Source organism: Enterobacter cloacae complex sp. CARB60 (assembly GCF_036487345.1).
Classification (GTDB): domain Bacteria; phylum Pseudomonadota; class Gammaproteobacteria; order Enterobacterales; family Enterobacteriaceae; genus Enterobacter; species Enterobacter asburiae_D.
Window position 1 is genome coordinate 1001939 of record NZ_JAZKLC010000002.1, and the last position, 15649, is coordinate 1017587.

Sequence of the window (15649 nt, forward strand, 5' to 3'; positions counted from 1 at the left end):
GCCAAGGTTAATCAATTAAACCGGTTCGGATTTGAAGGTCCGTTTTTCGCTTATAGCTGCCATTCAAAGCGATAATAATTTTTGTATATTTTCTCTTCCACATGATGTCAGTTATCGGGAATGGTTTGACTATCCAGCAGGCATAGCATCCTTTACAGCTCGACAAACCGAACGCTCCGATAGGGTATGCAGGCACACGGATGGCGTGTAAAGCAGAGTGAAAAAGATGATCGATTAAACCGATCGATTTTATAAAATTGATCTGCAAAATGAATTATCCGGCACGCTAGTGCCTGTGCTAAATTCCCAGCAATTCATTTAACGTATTGTTTATTAGTTTATTTCCTGTCCTCTGGTGGGCGCCCTTCTTTTGTCCTGCGGGCACGGCATGGGAATGCGACAGCAGGTGATGGAATGAAAAGATGTGCCCGATGTAACAAGAAAAGAAGCATTCTGGACCGGATTTTCGGGCTGGATAAAGAATTTTGTGATGGCTGTCTGATGGTGGTTAACCAGGAAATCAGAGAAAAACGAGTGGTGTCCACACCAGCACGAAAATCACCGGGACGCTCTTCCTGACAATGTTTCGTACCCGGCAGGTTATTGCCTCTGATGGGGTAACAACTCTGAAGCTTCCCTCTGTTTACATTCCCTTTGATCAATGAAAATCAACATCGATATCAGCGTCATCATTCCTGCCTTCAATGCAGTTGACAGCATCGGGGCTCTGGTCCATACACTGCTTGGCGAAACAACGCTCAGTACTGAAATCATTGTTGTGGATGACGGTTCAACCGACGAAACATGGACGCTACTCAGCGCCATTACAGATGAACGGCTTATTCTCATTCGTCAGGAAAATCAGGGCGTGTATGCTGCCCGTAATGCTGCACTGGCGATTCACCGTGGTGAATGGGTGGTGTTCCTGGATGCGGATGACCGGGTTGCGGCAGATTTTCTGCAGGAGCGGCTGCGCACAGCCCGCGAAGCACAGGCCGATGTCGTCCTTTTCAATGCCCGGCATACAGACAGCGCCGGACATCTGCGGCATACCGTTCACCGCAGACAGCCTTACGGTCAGACGCTGACGGGTCAGCAGTGGATACGCCATTGCGTCAGTCAGAGGGAATGGCCGCATTATCTGTGGCTGCAGATAATCCGTTCAGCGTATATTCGCGAGCATGACCTGCGATTCCAGGAAGGGAAAAGCCACAAGGACATTCTCTGGACGATACAGCTTGCCGCCGCAGATGGCCGATTTTATTTCTCTGACAGACAGGATTACCTGTGGGTTATTAGGCGACAATAACTCAGTCCGGTTAGCGCTGATTATTCTGGCCGATTTTGTAATCTGAGCACCATGTTCATGATCCCACAGGAAATGGCGTGACGCTCAATACTCATCAGGTCAGTTATTACATGACTCAGCGTAAAAAAGGTGTAACCCAGCATATCTCGGCCATGAAGGCCGGTATCTCTGTTCGCTCAGGTCGCAGGATCGAAAAAGATCAGTGGTCTAAAACCGGTAATCGTCACTGGCGGACACGTAAAGATCCGCTTGAGGCCGTCTGGGACAGCGAGCTTGTTCCCCTGTTGAAGGAAAGACCTGCTCTGATGCCCACGACCCTGCTGGAAATGCTGCAGGATAAATATCCCGGTCAGTACCCCAGCAGCCTTCGCAGGACGATGCAACGGCGGGTGCGCGAGTGGAAGCTGCAGTATGGTGCCGAGCAGGAAGTGATGTTCCGGCAACTTCATCAGCCTGGCCTGCGCGGCCTGTCGGACTTTACCGAGCTGAAAGGTGTAGTTGTCACCATCGGTGGCAAGTTATTGACGCATAAGCTGTATCACTTCCGCCTGGAGTGGAGCCACTGGAGCTGGATGCGGGTTGTACTGGGTGGTGAGAGCTTCTCTGCCCTGGCTGAAGGCCTGCAGGAAGCCCTCGGGCAACTGGGTGGCGTACCAACAGAGCATAAAACGGACAGCCTGCGGGCAGCATGGAAACACCAGGGTGAAGACGGTCGCCGCGAGCTGACTGAGCGCTATGCTGCCCTCTGCCAGCACTACGGTATGCAGGGCGTGCACAATAACGCCGGTCGTGGCCACGAAAATGGTTCAGTTGAAAGCGCCCACGGGCATCTGAAAAGACGGATCCGCCAGGCGCTGATGCTTAGGGGCAGTAACGACTTCAGCACCGTGGAAGAATACCAGGCCTTCATCACTCAGCAGGTCATGCGCCACAACCGCAACAACCAGGATCTGGTGAAAGAAGAGCGCCCCCATCTGAAACCACTGCCGCTGCGTCGCAGCGCCGACTATGACGAACTGACGGTGAGGGTCAGTAGCAGCAGTACCATCAACGTCAGGCACGTCGTCTACAGCGTCCCTTCCAGACTTGTCGGTCAGCTGTTACGCGTCCGCTTGTGGGATGATCGCCTGAGCTGTTACGTGGGTAGCAGTGAAGTGATGAGCTGCGCCCGCGTCAGGCCAGAAAAAGGGAAAACCCGGGCCAGGTGCATCGACTTCCGGCATGTGATCGACAGTCTGGCGAAAAAGCCTGGTGCGTTCTGCCATGCCACGCTGAGAAATGACATCCTGCCGGACGATGAATGGCGAAAACTGTGGCGTCGCCTGTGCAATCATCTGGAGCCAGAGATGGCTGGTCGCCTGATGGTACACGCCCTGAAACTGGCGGCGGGCTATGACGATATCTCGATCGTGGCACGGGGGATGGAACAGATGCTGAATACCCCGGGTGAGCTGGATCTGCACCGCCTGATGCGGTTCCTGGGGATAAAGGAAAAGGAGCTGCCGACAGTCAGTGTGGTTCAGCACAACCTGAGTAGTTATGAACAGCTGTTGCGCGGCAAAGGAGGTCTGCAGTGAGCAATATCCACCACCTTGAGCGTAGTCTGCGCAAACTGCGTCTGACCCGCGTCAGCGCTGAATGGCATGCGCTGGAGAAACGGGCTCTGGCAGAGGGCTGGACCCCGTCACGCTATCTGCTGACGCTGTGCAATGAAGAACTCCTGTGGCGCGAGAGCGAAAAACTGCGCCGCTATAAAAAGGAAGCCCGGTTGCCGGTGGCGAAAACGCTGGGTGAGTATGACTTCAGCCAGGTGCCGGAACTGAATAACGCTCAGTTCCGGCAGCTCTGCGAAACGACAGACTGGGTTGATGCCGGAGAAAATGTCCTGTTGTTCGGTGCCAGCGGCCTGGGGAAAAGCCATCTGGCGGCAGCGATCGTGGATGGCGTTGTAGGACTGGGCTACCGGGCCCGGTTCTACAGTGCCGGAGAGCTGCTGCAGGAGCTGCGAAAAGCGCGGACACAACTGAAACTGAACGAGCTTCTGCTGAAACTGGATCGCTACCGGGTGATAGTGATAGACGACCTCGGGTATGTCAAACGCGACAACGCGGAAACGGGTGTGCTGTTCGAGCTGATCGCCCATCGTTATGAGCGCGGCAGTCTGGTCATAACCAGCAATCATCCGTTCAGCACGTGGGGCAGCATCTTCGTGGATGAAACGATGGCGGTGGCGGCAGCGGACAGGCTGATCCATCACGGATATATGTTCGAGCTAAAAGGAGAAAGTTACCGGAAGAAGACATCGAAGGCAGTAACCAGCGTGGCTTAAAACCTCGCTCAATGGATGCGGCCAGAGTAGTTGGCGCCAGTCGGCAAAACTAGTTGACGTCTAATAGTGGGTGAATAACCCGGCGTCAATTACCCACCGCCCGGATTATTACGATATCCGCGCGTTCAGCTATTGCGACGTGATTGCAGATATTCTGGCACTCAGTACACAGACGCAGTACCGATCTGTCAGACGAGCGCTGGTCAGGCATGCGCTGGTGGAAAGCCGCCATTTTCTGGGCCTGTACCGGCGCAGGGTGAATGACCGGCTGGCGGTCCGGGCGCGTTTTCGTGCGCGGATAGCCTTTCGCCATCTGGTATCCGGCGTGAGCAACCTGAGCGATGTCTTTTTCCTCCTGAAGCTGGTCCGCAATATTTATCTGCCTGGTGTCCGCAATACTCCCGCAGCCGTTTCGCAGGTGCGGCGTTAATCCATGGATATCGCAACGCTTCTGGCGCGGTCGTGGCAAACTGCGACAACGGGTGATGACTCCATTCGCTCCGCCAGGGATATCGTCGAACACTGGTATGATAAAGGCGGTGACCTCACCCGACGGACCCGACGGTTTATGCTGCGGGAATGCCTGTGGATAGCCGCACATTACCGGGACACTGAAACGGTACTCACCCGACAGTTTCGCCTGCTGGCCGTGTTACTGTATCTGGGCGGTTATTTTCCGAAAGGAAATGTCGACGGTATGCTCCCGGAGAAATGTTTCATTTTACTGAACGCCCCGGAATTAAGCCCCATCCTGACAGACGATACGGCCCCTGATGTTCTGGCGGCGTCCTGCCACACCCTCTTCTACCTCAGACGGATATCTCCGTTAAGGTGTTACCACCATACGCGCTGTCTGAGCGAACATCTTTTTCAACTAATGGAGATCTGATAAAAGCGCCAGTCTTTGTACTGGTACCTGAGGGGCTGATCGCTGACGGTGTTGGCGTCAACGATCAGGGCTAACGTCATTATTTCCCTCCGCTGAATCTGCCACCTGTGATGTCAGTAACGGTTTTATATCCCTTGCGGGTCATCAGCCCGGTAGCCTTCCGGTCTCGGAGCATATCAAGGCTGCCGATAAACGGAGACTGCTCTTTCACGCTGAAGCCGTGACGGTCAGTACGCACCAGGTCGTACTTTTCCACGATAAAATTCACCGCGTCACACAGTGAGATTCCCGCATCAATGTGTTTCTGGATCATACTGTCGTTGCCAAACGGTGTGTCGTTGAGGGTAAGGCCGTAGTGTTGCTCCAGCAGATACTCCAGTAATTTTTGCCAGATTTTGACTGATGACAGACGTGACGATGCCGCCCTTTGAGGGGGCAGGGATTGTATTTGCATGGTTTGCACTCTTTTGACGAAGGAAAAGCGTCCGGGGTTTATGCGGTTGTTGCAGACGCCGGATAAATTACGATATACAAATAGCCACAGGAACCGAGCGTATCGGCCTTACATATCAGCCCTTTTGCATGGAGCGTGATGCAGCGCTGAATGCGGGGCATGAGTTCGCTGCTGGTCAGCATGAGCTCCATCTGCTTCATCAGTAACGGAAATGCCTGGTCCAGATGGCGTAAATCTGAGTCATTAAATGTCCCGGTGGTGCTGGCGCGGTCAGCAAGGTAATGCAGGCGGTTACCCTCCTGTACCAGCCGGGCACCAAAACATGGCGTGACGTTGCGTCTGAGGCCCCACCAGGGTTCCGCGATGTTATGGTTGATTACACGGGTTGCTTTCTGCATGTAAGTACTCCTTAACGGTGAGTTAATTCAGGGTGACGCTGCGCAGGATCACATACGGACCGTTGCGGTCCTGTCGACGTTCAGCAAACACGGCCAGTACACCCCGGATATCCTGCACTTCCCTGCCGTAGTAATGGCAGATACTGCCGGACCACTTATATTTCCCGATACAGAAGCGAAACAGCCGGGACTCAGAATGCTGGCGGTATATCGCCATTGCCTGACGTTTGCTGATGATTTTCATCGTTATTCTCTCCCTAAAGCCAGCCACGCTCGGCAAACGAGACGATGTCCATGCCTCCCACTACCAGGTGGTCCAGCAGACAGATATCCACGAGTTTAAGTGCCTGCTTCAGATGGTCAGTAAGCAATCTGTCGGCATGGCTGGGTTCGGCATAACCTGACGGATGATTGTGTGAAAGCACGATGGCAGCCGCGTTGTATTTCAGTGCTGCCTTTATCACTTCACGGGGATGTACCTGCGTATGGTTGATGGTGCCGGTGAAGAGCGTTTCATGGGCAATAAGACGATGCTGGTTATCGAGGAAGAGCACCATGAATACTTCACGCTCCAGTGTGGCGAGCTGCAGGCGAAGCCAGTCGCGAACTGCATGGCTGGAGGTAAATGCCTCGCCGGGCTCGCGTAACTGGCGTTCCAGCAGGGTCAGAGCGCGTCTGATGGTGCGCTGCGCGGTGGGAGATATTCCCCCGCTGTCAGGGGGACACGTGGTGATATTCATTTGCTTTTCCTGTCTTTTGACGCGTTGGGAGGAGATGTGTTGTACAGTTTTTCGGCAACGACGAACTCGTCGTGCAGGGATTCAAACCATCACCAGATATGGAAGAGAGGGGTACCCGTCAGGAAATGCAGGAAGGGTTCGTCGGTCACAAGGTCACCGTCCTCATCCCTGACCGTTGTATTCCTCAGCGTATCCCACAGGGCATTAAGGTGAGACAGTTCATACGGCATGGCGGGATGCTCAGTCGATAATGCGCATGATGGCGCTGCATTCTGCGTGGTTCAGCGCATAGTCACGCAGACGCCAGTAATGTTCCGTCATGGAGTCGCATTCCGTGCGGCAAGCGTGATGACTGTAAGCGATAAGACAGACTGCAATCCCTGCAGCTTCGGCGCTCATGTCTGAGGCGTTGCCGTTCATGGCGTTGAACAGCGACCAGAAGACATCGTTGTCCGTTTCCGGAACCATGAAGGCCCCGCCGTTGCTGAGAGTATAAAAATTCCAGACACCGCCGCTGTAGTCAGCGCAGAACCGATCCATCCAAGCAAAGACCTGCGGTTCAAGGGTTATCCACTGCGGGATGTTGCCAAAGTGCTGCGGCCAGAACTCCACACGCTGTTCGTCTGGTACGGGCGCGGCTGTCAGAGCATGTGCAGAACCGTTATCGTCAGCCTGCAGAGGTAGCTGATTTTTATCGTTAATATTAATCATGTCGGTCATGTTAATTTTTCCTTATGCATGGAGATGTTGAATGGAAGACTCGGGCCGGGGATTGATTTCGGTGGCGGGGCGCGGGTTATTACCCGCCCAACAGGCCCATCATGTTTTCGGCCATCACCCAGAGCGCACGGTTTAACTTAACGTCGCCATCAATCCCGTTTACTGCGCGGGTATGGGTACGTTTACCCTGCGCGGTACGGCCACTTAGCCCGCCTTTCAGCAGGTTTTCCTGAATGCGCTGGTAGGTAGTCCACAGGTCATCGCTCTCGTCCTGCCAGCGGCGAGGTGCAAGGATTTGCGATTCAGTCACTGGCTGGTACTCTTCCCCAAAACGGTAGGCCAGCGCCGCTTTAGCAAGTGCATGCTGTGCTGGTGACGGGAGTTGCAGGGACTGCATAGCGTCACGTTTCTCTTCCACCCGGTCAAAGACGCTGAGCACCTCATAGGCACCCTCAATCACCTTCCCGACGACATCCCCCCTGTGTGGCACGCGGATCTCGCCAAACGACTGTCCGCAGACGAGCGAATTAGTGCAGACACTTCGGAATATCCCCGGCAGTAACTGAAAACTCGACGCGCCATCGTGCGAATTCAGAATGATGATTTCCGGCACCTGCTGACCGTTTATCTGACCGGCACGACGCAGGCGCAGCATATGCTTTGTATGTTCCCGTCGGCTCTGGTCGCGCACTCGTGACTGACAGGCAAAGAATGGCCGGAACCCTTCGCGTTTAAGGTTCTCCAGCAGGGTGATCGTGGGTATGTAGGTGTACTTTTCGCTTCTGGAGTCGTGCTTGTCTTCCCCGAAGATGCTGGGGACATGCTGCATCAGTTCTTCGTGGGTTAAGGGACGGTCACGGCGAATCTGGTTCACCCGACCAAAACGGCTGGCTAATCGCATAGTTGATTCCTCATCTGGTTAATCTGAAGGCATAAAAGCAAAAGCCCCTGCTCCGTGAGGAGGCAGGGGCTGGATGTGTTGTTCTCAATGAACGGATAGGGCGGGATTACAGCGTATCCAGAATCTTCAGTATCTGCGCCATCAGGGCGGAGATAAGTGCAGTGACCAGCAACGTGACCGCTTCCCGGGCTGTATCAATGCAGTCGTCATCGTAACCGGCCTGACGAAAGCGGATTTCAATATACTGCCGGGCATGATGTCCGCCGCACCAGGTCAGCGCCTGGCTCAGGGCGGTCACCAGCATTTTCAGAAAGGTCATAGGATTTACTCTGGACTGCGCAGCGGCAGCCCGTTGGTCATGTGGCATTTTTTAGGTTGGGAAACGTTAATCAGGGGCGGGGACTCAGTGGTAAGTGTAACGCCATCCCCCCTTATCAGTAGTGACGACGACTTCTGAAGCCACGCAGTTATTATAAAAACTCACGCTGACGGACTGCCCGTAACGCAGGGTGGCAGGCAAAATAGTTTCTTTATTACTGGAGTACAGATATTTCTGGTTGGCAATGCGACAGTTTCCCCGGTTCACGTCAATATTTTCGACTTTCACGGTGTTATCCAGTGCAGTGACCACGACCGTGACGTAGCGTGTTCCGGCAGGGTGAACCTGATTACTGGTCTCCACTTTGATGGATGGCGTTGGCTCTGCCAGCGCCAGGGCTGATAGTGCAAACAGTGCGGGCACCAGCATGTGTTTAAATTTCATAAACTGTTCCTTTTAAAAATAACGTAATCAACAGGTATTAAATTCAGATGCAGGCTAGAGTGCATCTTTACCCACGCAGCCGTGGGTCCCGAATACTGGCAATACCTTTGCTGCCCCAGCCAGCGTGAATGTGGCATCCTTAACACCGTCTCCGGTTACTGAGACCTGTTTGCCATTACGTAGCTGAGCCCAGGCCAGCGCCAGGTTATTACCGCCCACTCGACTGCCAGATTCGCTGATGTCGATGGGGGCTCCACCGTCGATACTGACCTGAAGGCTTTTATCTTCATCCATACTGACCTGATGCCCGCTGGCGTCAGTGAATATGACCGTGGCCGGTTGCGAGCCGTAATCCTCACAGGTCAGAGACAGTTGCGATTGACTTTCCCCATTGATAACAAACTCTGATACTCCCTGGCCCCAGCCCCGGGTCCAGGTGGTTTGATTACCGAAGGCCATTGCCACTGCCGGTACCAGCGCACAGGTCAGTAGTAAAGGGTGAATCATTTTTCTGTTCATTTTTGTGCACCTCTGGTTTTCGTAAAACGCTACCCGGAAAGGGTATCTGCATGATTTTTAGTAGAAGACAGACAGTCATAAGCATCCCGTTGGGATTTTATAGCTGCAAAAAAGAAGGGGATAACGATGAAATTCGATCGAACCGATCGACAAAATTGATCGTGGTTCAGTAAATATATTTACCGTAAACCTCGCCCGAGTTTATCGATGGTCCGGTTTCACTTCAGAAGGGTGATATATATCTGAGATTTTATTGAACACAGGCTGAGGAAATGCATCACTGAGGCGGTATGGCGCAGACACCGTCCTCTGTGACAGGAGGAACACTAAAAAAGCGGTTATAGAAGAGATTACAGGCTCTGTGGTCGCTAGTGTCAATGTGAAAATATTTTGCCATGTACTGGCTGAGTATATGCTGAAATTCGTCGTAGATTTGTTGAGACCCCCGCTTGTGCTTCACCCTGATTTCATCGACTAAACGATAACATTGCTCCAGCAGGCGGTCGCCGTCGCCGTTCAGCAACGCATGAAACGCGGCAACGGCAAATAATTCATTCGCAGGCCCGGCATTAAGCCAGATGCTGACTTCGGTACAAACCAGCGTTTCCCATAGTGACATCAAATTCAGGCGTAAGGCTTCCTCTTTTAACAGACGGGTTAGTGGAGGAAATGCGTAAATATCAGTGTCAAATAGCCTGCGTGACAGACTTAAATCAGCAAAGGCAAGATGCTTAACTCCGTACAATGCTTCCTGTACAGCATCTGAACCGTATTTATCCGTTAACGCTTTCAGTAAGGTCGATTTAACCGGTTGAGGTGTTTCCATTGCTTTTATGCCACTCAGCACTCCTGACTGACAGCAGGGGATAAAATCCTTCATCATCCGGTTTATAGCAGCAGGTGCGATGATAATGTTTCTGGCGATATTTGCACCGCCCTTAGAGTTAGGGTAAATGTGGCATAGCTCAAGATCCAGCCAGGGGATTAACCTTTTTGGCGTATCAGCAACTCTGTGCCCGTTCAGCGTATTATACGTTTTCTGGTGGTCAGCTTTGCGCTGATATAACCGAATGAGGTCTGCAATATCCGTCGGACCGGTGATACTCCCCAGTCCAAGGGAATTATTTTTTAGCATAGCTTCCACATTGAGCCAGTAAGAGTGCTTAACCAGTCTTATAATAGCATCGTCATCGATTAACCTCCGGGCTTTATCCCGATGTTCCTTACAACAATAAAACTGATTGCGGGTTTCAGATATACTGATACCACAGGCGGGATACTGGCATATTAATGCTGCTCTTTCCGTTCGTCTGGCTGCATTTAACTGTCTGCCCTGATAATGTGCCGGGCATAGCCGTAATATCCGTTCAGCGGGTGAATGGCCGATCTGTGCCATGCAGTTATTTCTTTTACATACGGCCATAATCAAACTCTTATTTAATATAATAATATCTTTGTTTTTATTGACAATAACGGTGATGATATTTTACGTATCATTAAATATATTTATTGGTTAACATAAATTAAATATTAATGTATTTGTCTCAAATGAGTAAGAAATACACCAGCAGAACTATTTTATTAAATTACAGGTTTTGATGGCTGTTAATGATTCATATCCACAGAGCTTTACACCTGCCGTCATTATCTTTTTTTACTACTGTATTCTGAGAAAACCCCGCGCAGATCGCGACCAGTAGCGACTGGCGCGGGGTTTTTGCCTCTGTGGTTGTTTTCGAAGACGTTTAACCAGTGTACGCTCTGGCCATCCGGGCCTCTGTAGTGAGATGTCCCGATTAATATTCCAGCCTGTTAAAGTCGAAGTATTCAAAACCATACCTGCCAGTGACATTCTCTGGCGATGCAATAATCGGATTATGTCCGTTCTCCAGGAATGCCGGTGGAATACACCATGAGTGGCGACATTCCAGGGAAGGCATGGCAATATACACCGCAGAATGACGGCCGGGACGAATAAAACAAATCAGACCCAGTGCGATTAACTGCTCAAGAACAGATTGTGATTTACTGGCGTCACGCAGCCGGTTCGGGCCGTTCCGGTTTACCTCATTTTTCCTGAGTGGATATCCCTCATTATCGAGAAATTTCTCCTTAAGCCACCTGAACATCTCGTAAACGTCCTCCATAAATGCATTCCGTTCAGAAGAAGGGAAAAACAGCCTTTCCGCTTCTTCAAGATGCCATTCCACAATTTTGAAGGCGGCCTGGATGACCCCCCGCGAAATACATAAACTCTCAGGTGAATACATATATGTCAGAATGGCCGCAACCCTGAGGGCATTCGCCCCCGCTTTGGCTGCAATTTCACTGATATGCTCCATCTGCTGTCCGGGGGCTGTTTTACGGCTGAGCTCTGACTGTTTATCTGCCCAGTAAGTGGTCGCATCATCAGATAACCTGAGCGTTTGTTTCTGCGTATCGTGACTATAAAAACGCGCCTTTTGCTTATCAAGTAACTGGTTAATTTTACTGTGGAACACATTTAATGCTTCATCAGAATGAGCGTGGTCTGTATTTGTGCGGCGACGTCCCAGCGTGCTGATGGTATTGATATAAAGAAACCGCGACAGAAAACCACTTCCCTTGCTGAGTTCACCGTGGTTACGGCGGTAATTTTCAAAGACCGGGGGCTGAACCATTAATGCCAGGGTCAGGCAGGCGTTGATATCGTACTCCTCACCGCCCGGGCGGTGGTATTCATAGGTCTCCCCGTCCCAGGCTTTATTCAGTAAACCGAGGTTGTTTTTCAGATACCCTTTAAAAAAGGTAATTGCCTCATCTGAGAGCACCCCGGCTTCAGAATACCGGCTCAAACCTTCCAAGAGCGCCTTTGCGGTGGTGTCGTCATAAAGCATCGCCAGGCGGGTCGGAGGCTGCTGCCGGGTTTCTGCATGTTCATCTAACAGCCGTTCTTCCTCCGTCCCCTCAGAACCGCTTTTGATGGCAGTGTACAGATTACTGGTCAATGCTTTCTGGTGTATTTTCCAGATATTGTCAGCACGCAGGTGTGCCTTCATCAGACCGTCGTGCTGCTGCTTCATTTGCTCAGCGAACCGGTAAAAAGGCTTCATCACTTTTTTGCTGATACTGGTCTTACCTTCACCGGAGACCGCCAGCGTCAGTAAATACAGTGCACAGTGCATCGGATCCGATGAGTGTGGTGGTACCACCTCAATATGAGCCTGACAGGCGAGGGAAGAGGCTGCCAGTACGGCCCCCGCTATCAGTTCCGCCGGGATACCCGTCTCGTTATAAAGAGCATCAATGACATCCCGCATCACCGGCGGGAACGCGCAGACAGGGTAACCCTCCGGGGTTCTGTTTTGTACGGGAATATAAGGCTCCGGCATTTTCGGAATGACAGTGTGTGGCAGTATATTCTGCATGTAATATTCTCCTTGGTTACTGTTTTCAGTAACGGGTTAGTTGTGAATATAATAAAATAGCCAAGCGTCAAAATTTATTTAAAGTAATAATCTTACCCAATAAATAATCGCATTCAGTTTCCTTGCAACTGGCAAAAATATGTCGCAGCGAGCACATATTTAAATCAGAGACGTTGTTATATAACCTGCGTATCCTCCTTTAATTTTTACCAATACTATCTCATCGCTTATGATGCCTGCTGGCGTTCCAGCAGCCATGCATCCAGCTCTGACTCAAGCCAGCCGACGGACTGCATACCCAGCCTGCGCTGTTTCGGAAAGGTCGGGTCGTGGCGCGGCGACTTCGGGTTGATCCAGTCATAGATGGTTGAGCGGGCGATGCCCGTTTTGTTAACAACGGCGCGTATGCGCAGTATCCTGATGCTTTGTATGGTCGTACTCATTTGATTCCCTTTAGCGCTGCATGGATTGATAGTGTCACGGTACAGGGAGTAAAAATGATCGGGTAGACGCAGACCAAAAATACTAAATGATTTTGCTCAACGTACTTTTTAAGGAGATATTTTGTCTGATAACAACGAATTGTGTTCATGTGATGCTGAATGCACGGATGTTTTTTTCTCAATAGTTAAAGATCAGGTGCAGAGCATGTATTCCCTGCTTCATCAGGAAAAAAGACTTACCAGCGAAGAGGAAAAAAGACGAGTAAAACAATGGTTTCGGGATGCCTTGAGTGATATGAGGGGGTGGAGTCGAGAATCTAAAACCAGAATTGTTAATGGGAAGGTGAATGATTGTTACGAGCAGTCTCACCTTAAGGTCGGTGTTTTCGGAAAGGATATAGATTGTTACCTGGATGCTGCCGGAATCCTTTTCTGGTGGGGGCAATATGTCTGGAAGAGAGGTGGTCTGGGAGAAGGTATTCGCGCCATGCTGCGAGCAACTCACTGCCTGGGGGCATGGCAGGGAGCCCATCATCAACTCGATAAGCAAGAGGAGCATCGGTCACTCAGTGAAGTGCGGAGCGAGGCTGGAAAAAAAGGGGCAAAGTCTAAAAGGGAGTTGTTTGAACCAGTAAAAAAAGAATTTCTGTCCCTGATTGAGGAGCATATGCCCGCCGAAGGCTGGAAAAGCCGGGCCCAGGCAGTTGAGAGTGTTGAGTCTGAGTTACGTTTATTCATCGTCGGGCAGAAAATAAAGCCTGAACCGATTGATCTGGAACGTCTGATTGGTGACTGGTGTCGGGATAAAACGTCACCAGAATTTGGCAAACAAGTTAAGGAACTTTTAAAAAGGCCCGGAACTTGATTGCATCGGGAGACGGTTCAATGTTCTGAGGAGACGACGCTGGAGTGTATGATTGATTGTTAAAGCCTGTAAAACCCTCAACAGCGTATGGGAATCTGCTGCCTTACCAAAGGTTCCCTGCCGGAACAACAGCCAGTTAACGGCCACCAAATGGGGGGAACATATCAGTCTTAAGATATGCCTTGTCAGCCTGATTAACTTTGCTGGCTATGGATTGTTGTTTTGCCGGTATCACTGGGAAAAAGTTCGTCAGATAACTAAGGGCAGGGATAAGGCCAGAGGGGGGTCACCTTTGTTATTGTTGCTGATTGCAGACCGAGCGCAAAACCGTCTGCACTTCAGAGCAATCTAGGACCTTGATATGCAGGCTTATTATCGGGAATCCGTTGAGATTTTCTGTCTCAGTTCTTGCTTTCCCTCTTTATCTGACACTGCGTATTCATCTTGATCGCACAGTAAAAGTCTTCATAGTCTGACTGGGTGAGGAATGCTCTTCATTTCTTTACGGGAAATGCGAACAAATTCTGATGGATTTATAAAGTATTCAAATTTTCCAGTTAAAAATTCGATTATGTCTATTTCGATGCAATTTTTTCTGATTTTAATTCACATTTCATGGTTTTTATGCGAATTTTATCTGTGGTAGTTGCATGCGGCAGAAGGGCTCTCTATAATCTAAAAATCATTTAACTGGATAAGTATACAGGTGTCATGTGGAGAACTTTAAAATCGTAGCGGCTTTATGTCGGCAGATTATCAAGGATGGGGCCTCCGCAGGTGCTTTGCAGCAGATGGAGCGCCTTTATGATGCCCTCAGAAACGATCAGCAGGTTGCAGAAGCAAAGCTGCTCAGGGGACTGATTAACAAAGCCAGTACGCTCAATACCCTGGAGCCAGCCAGGGTTGAGCTCTCCCGTGTCTCATTTCTCAGAAAGCAGGAGCTCAGGGAAAACGTTAAAGTGCCTGTGGATAAAGAAAGTGGTTCTCCCCTTGCGCAGATCATTTTTCCGGAAGAGCTTGCCAATGCCGAGCTTCCGGTCATGCCCGACGAGCTGGCATCCGCGGTCAGTCAGCTGATTGAGCAATGGAATAATCTGGATAAACTGGCTCGGTTTGGTGTGATGCCATCGCTGAGCTGCCTGCTTTTCGGACTGCCGGGGACGGGTAAAACCATGCTTTCCTTTTATATCGCCAGGATGCTCGGATTACCGATCGTGCTGGCCAAGCTGGATGGGCTTGTTTCGTCTTTACTGGGTACCAGTGCAAGAAATATCAATAATCTGTTTGATTTTGCTGCTCAGTATGACTGCCTGCTGCTGCTGGACGAGTTTGATGCTGTGGCTAAAGCCCGCAATGACAAACATGAGGTCGGTGAAATCAAGCGTATCGTCAACACATTACTGCAGTGTATTGATGCCAGATCGAAGAGTGGTATGACGCTGGCAATTACCAATCATGAAGTATTACTGGATCCTGCAGTCTGGCGAAGATTTGAGATGCGTATACTGGTACCTAAGCCAAATTACGTAGCAAGGTTGAAGATTATTGAAAAATATATTAATCCCTTGAACTTTACGGCGGAAGAGATAAAATTTTTGACCGTACTGACAGATGGATTTAACGGTTCAGATATTCAGTTAATGTTAAATCACTTCAAGAGAATGTCCGCTATTGGTAACGCCGATCAGACTTTTATTGAGGCTGTTCGGTCATTTGCAGTCATTCATGCAGGCAGTGAAGTTAACGAATTCATGCAGTTGTTATCAAATAATCAGGACGCAGCAATAATGAGCTTGTTGCATAAAAAGCATGAGTTCACGCAAAAAGAGATTGCGCTGGTTTTTGACGTTACTCAGTCAAAAGTTTCCAGAAATATAAAAGAGTCCTGACTGTCGTCGGGAGGTTGATTGCT

General features: G+C 50.4%; 20 protein-coding genes. 7 read left to right on the plus strand and 13 right to left on the minus strand.

The genetic code is table 11. The features are described from left to right. Positions 1-661 precede the first annotated feature (661 nt). The 5 genes from V4835_RS05900 to V4835_RS05920 all read left to right on the plus strand — a co-directional run bounded on the left by V4835_RS05900 (position 662) and on the right by V4835_RS05920 (position 4527). A complete protein-coding gene (locus V4835_RS05900; RefSeq protein ID WP_331411510.1) occupies positions 662-1309 on the plus strand; it encodes a glycosyltransferase in 648 nt (215 codons plus the stop codon). Positions 1310-1386: 77 nt separating this feature from the next. After that, the gene (istA, locus tag V4835_RS05905) at positions 1387-2886 is read left to right on the plus strand and encodes an IS21 family transposase (protein ID WP_039817891.1); all 1500 of its coding nucleotides are present in this window, start codon (positions 1387-1389) and stop codon (positions 2884-2886) included. Continuing rightward, positions 2883-3638 carry an IS21-like element ISEc10 family helper ATPase IstB gene (gene istB, locus V4835_RS05910; RefSeq protein WP_039817893.1) on the plus strand — a complete coding sequence of 252 codons (756 nt, stop codon included), beginning with the start codon at positions 2883-2885 and terminating at the stop codon, positions 3636-3638. Before istA ends, istB begins: the two co-directional genes overlap by 4 nt. 70 nt (positions 3639-3708) lie before the next feature. Beyond that, on the plus strand, positions 3709-4068 hold the full coding sequence (locus V4835_RS05915) for a hypothetical protein (RefSeq protein WP_331411512.1): 360 nt from the start codon (positions 3709-3711) through the stop codon (positions 4066-4068). A gap of 3 nt (positions 4069-4071) precedes the next feature. Continuing rightward, complete coding sequence (locus V4835_RS05920) at positions 4072-4527, plus strand: hypothetical protein (protein ID WP_223226960.1); 456 nt, start codon at positions 4072-4074, stop codon at positions 4525-4527. A gap of 79 nt (positions 4528-4606) precedes the next feature. Here V4835_RS05920 and V4835_RS05925 read toward each other — a convergent pair whose 3' ends face one another. From V4835_RS05925 to V4835_RS05985, 13 genes are all read right to left on the minus strand, one after another. Beyond that, positions 4607-4981 (minus strand): TA system toxin CbtA family protein, encoded by a 375-nt coding sequence (locus V4835_RS05925; RefSeq protein ID WP_047058005.1) that lies wholly within the window; start codon positions 4979-4981, stop codon positions 4607-4609. A gap of 38 nt (positions 4982-5019) precedes the next feature. Then, positions 5020-5379 (minus strand): type IV toxin-antitoxin system YeeU family antitoxin, encoded by a 360-nt coding sequence (locus V4835_RS05930; protein ID WP_047058006.1) that lies wholly within the window; start codon positions 5377-5379, stop codon positions 5020-5022. A gap of 22 nt (positions 5380-5401) precedes the next feature. Continuing rightward, positions 5402-5623 carry a DUF987 domain-containing protein gene (locus tag V4835_RS05935; RefSeq protein WP_047058007.1) on the minus strand — a complete coding sequence of 74 codons (222 nt, stop codon included), beginning with the start codon at positions 5621-5623 and terminating at the stop codon, positions 5402-5404. Between the two features lie 13 nt (positions 5624-5636). Continuing rightward, the gene (gene radC / locus V4835_RS05940) at positions 5637-6119 is read right to left on the minus strand and encodes a RadC family protein (protein WP_047058008.1); all 483 of its coding nucleotides are present in this window, start codon (positions 6117-6119) and stop codon (positions 5637-5639) included. Positions 6120-6208: 89 nt separating this feature from the next. Continuing rightward, complete coding sequence (locus tag V4835_RS05945; RefSeq protein ID WP_226863590.1) at positions 6209-6349, minus strand: hypothetical protein; 141 nt, start codon at positions 6347-6349, stop codon at positions 6209-6211. Positions 6350-6359: 10 nt separating this feature from the next. After that, positions 6360-6839, minus strand: a complete 480-nt coding sequence (locus tag V4835_RS05950) for an antirestriction protein (protein WP_075206252.1) — start codon at positions 6837-6839, stop codon at positions 6360-6362. 79 nt (positions 6840-6918) lie between these two features. Beyond that, complete coding sequence (locus V4835_RS05955; RefSeq protein WP_047058009.1) at positions 6919-7740, minus strand: DUF932 domain-containing protein; 822 nt, start codon at positions 7738-7740, stop codon at positions 6919-6921. Positions 7741-7846: 106 nt separating this feature from the next. Further along, positions 7847-8059, minus strand: coding sequence for a hypothetical protein (locus V4835_RS05960; protein ID WP_047058010.1), 213 nt, complete (start codon positions 8057-8059; stop codon positions 7847-7849). 84 nt (positions 8060-8143) lie between these two features. Further along, complete coding sequence (locus V4835_RS05965; protein WP_004136901.1) at positions 8144-8503, minus strand: hypothetical protein; 360 nt, start codon at positions 8501-8503, stop codon at positions 8144-8146. Between the two features lie 54 nt (positions 8504-8557). After that, positions 8558-9022, minus strand: coding sequence for a hypothetical protein (locus V4835_RS05970; protein ID WP_004114621.1), 465 nt, complete (start codon positions 9020-9022; stop codon positions 8558-8560). Positions 9023-9299: 277 nt separating this feature from the next. Further along, complete coding sequence (locus tag V4835_RS05975) at positions 9300-10418, minus strand: hypothetical protein (RefSeq protein ID WP_256665123.1); 1119 nt, start codon at positions 10416-10418, stop codon at positions 9300-9302. Between the two features lie 400 nt (positions 10419-10818). After that, positions 10819-12429, minus strand: coding sequence for a YfjI family protein (locus V4835_RS05980; RefSeq protein WP_047348128.1), 1611 nt, complete (start codon positions 12427-12429; stop codon positions 10819-10821). 227 nt (positions 12430-12656) lie between these two features. Beyond that, positions 12657-12872 carry a helix-turn-helix transcriptional regulator gene (locus tag V4835_RS05985; RefSeq protein WP_047348129.1) on the minus strand — a complete coding sequence of 72 codons (216 nt, stop codon included), beginning with the start codon at positions 12870-12872 and terminating at the stop codon, positions 12657-12659. Positions 12873-12993: 121 nt separating this feature from the next. On the opposite strand from V4835_RS05985, the gene V4835_RS05990 reads away from it, so the two are divergent. Continuing rightward, entirely contained in the window at positions 12994-13737 is a 744-nt protein-coding gene (locus V4835_RS05990) for a hypothetical protein (RefSeq protein WP_131701714.1), read from the plus strand. A 713-nt stretch (positions 13738-14450) separates the two neighbouring features. Continuing rightward, positions 14451-15626 (plus strand): AAA family ATPase, encoded by a 1176-nt coding sequence (locus V4835_RS05995; protein WP_047348131.1) that lies wholly within the window; start codon positions 14451-14453, stop codon positions 15624-15626. The last annotated feature ends 23 nt before the right edge of the window (positions 15627-15649 follow it).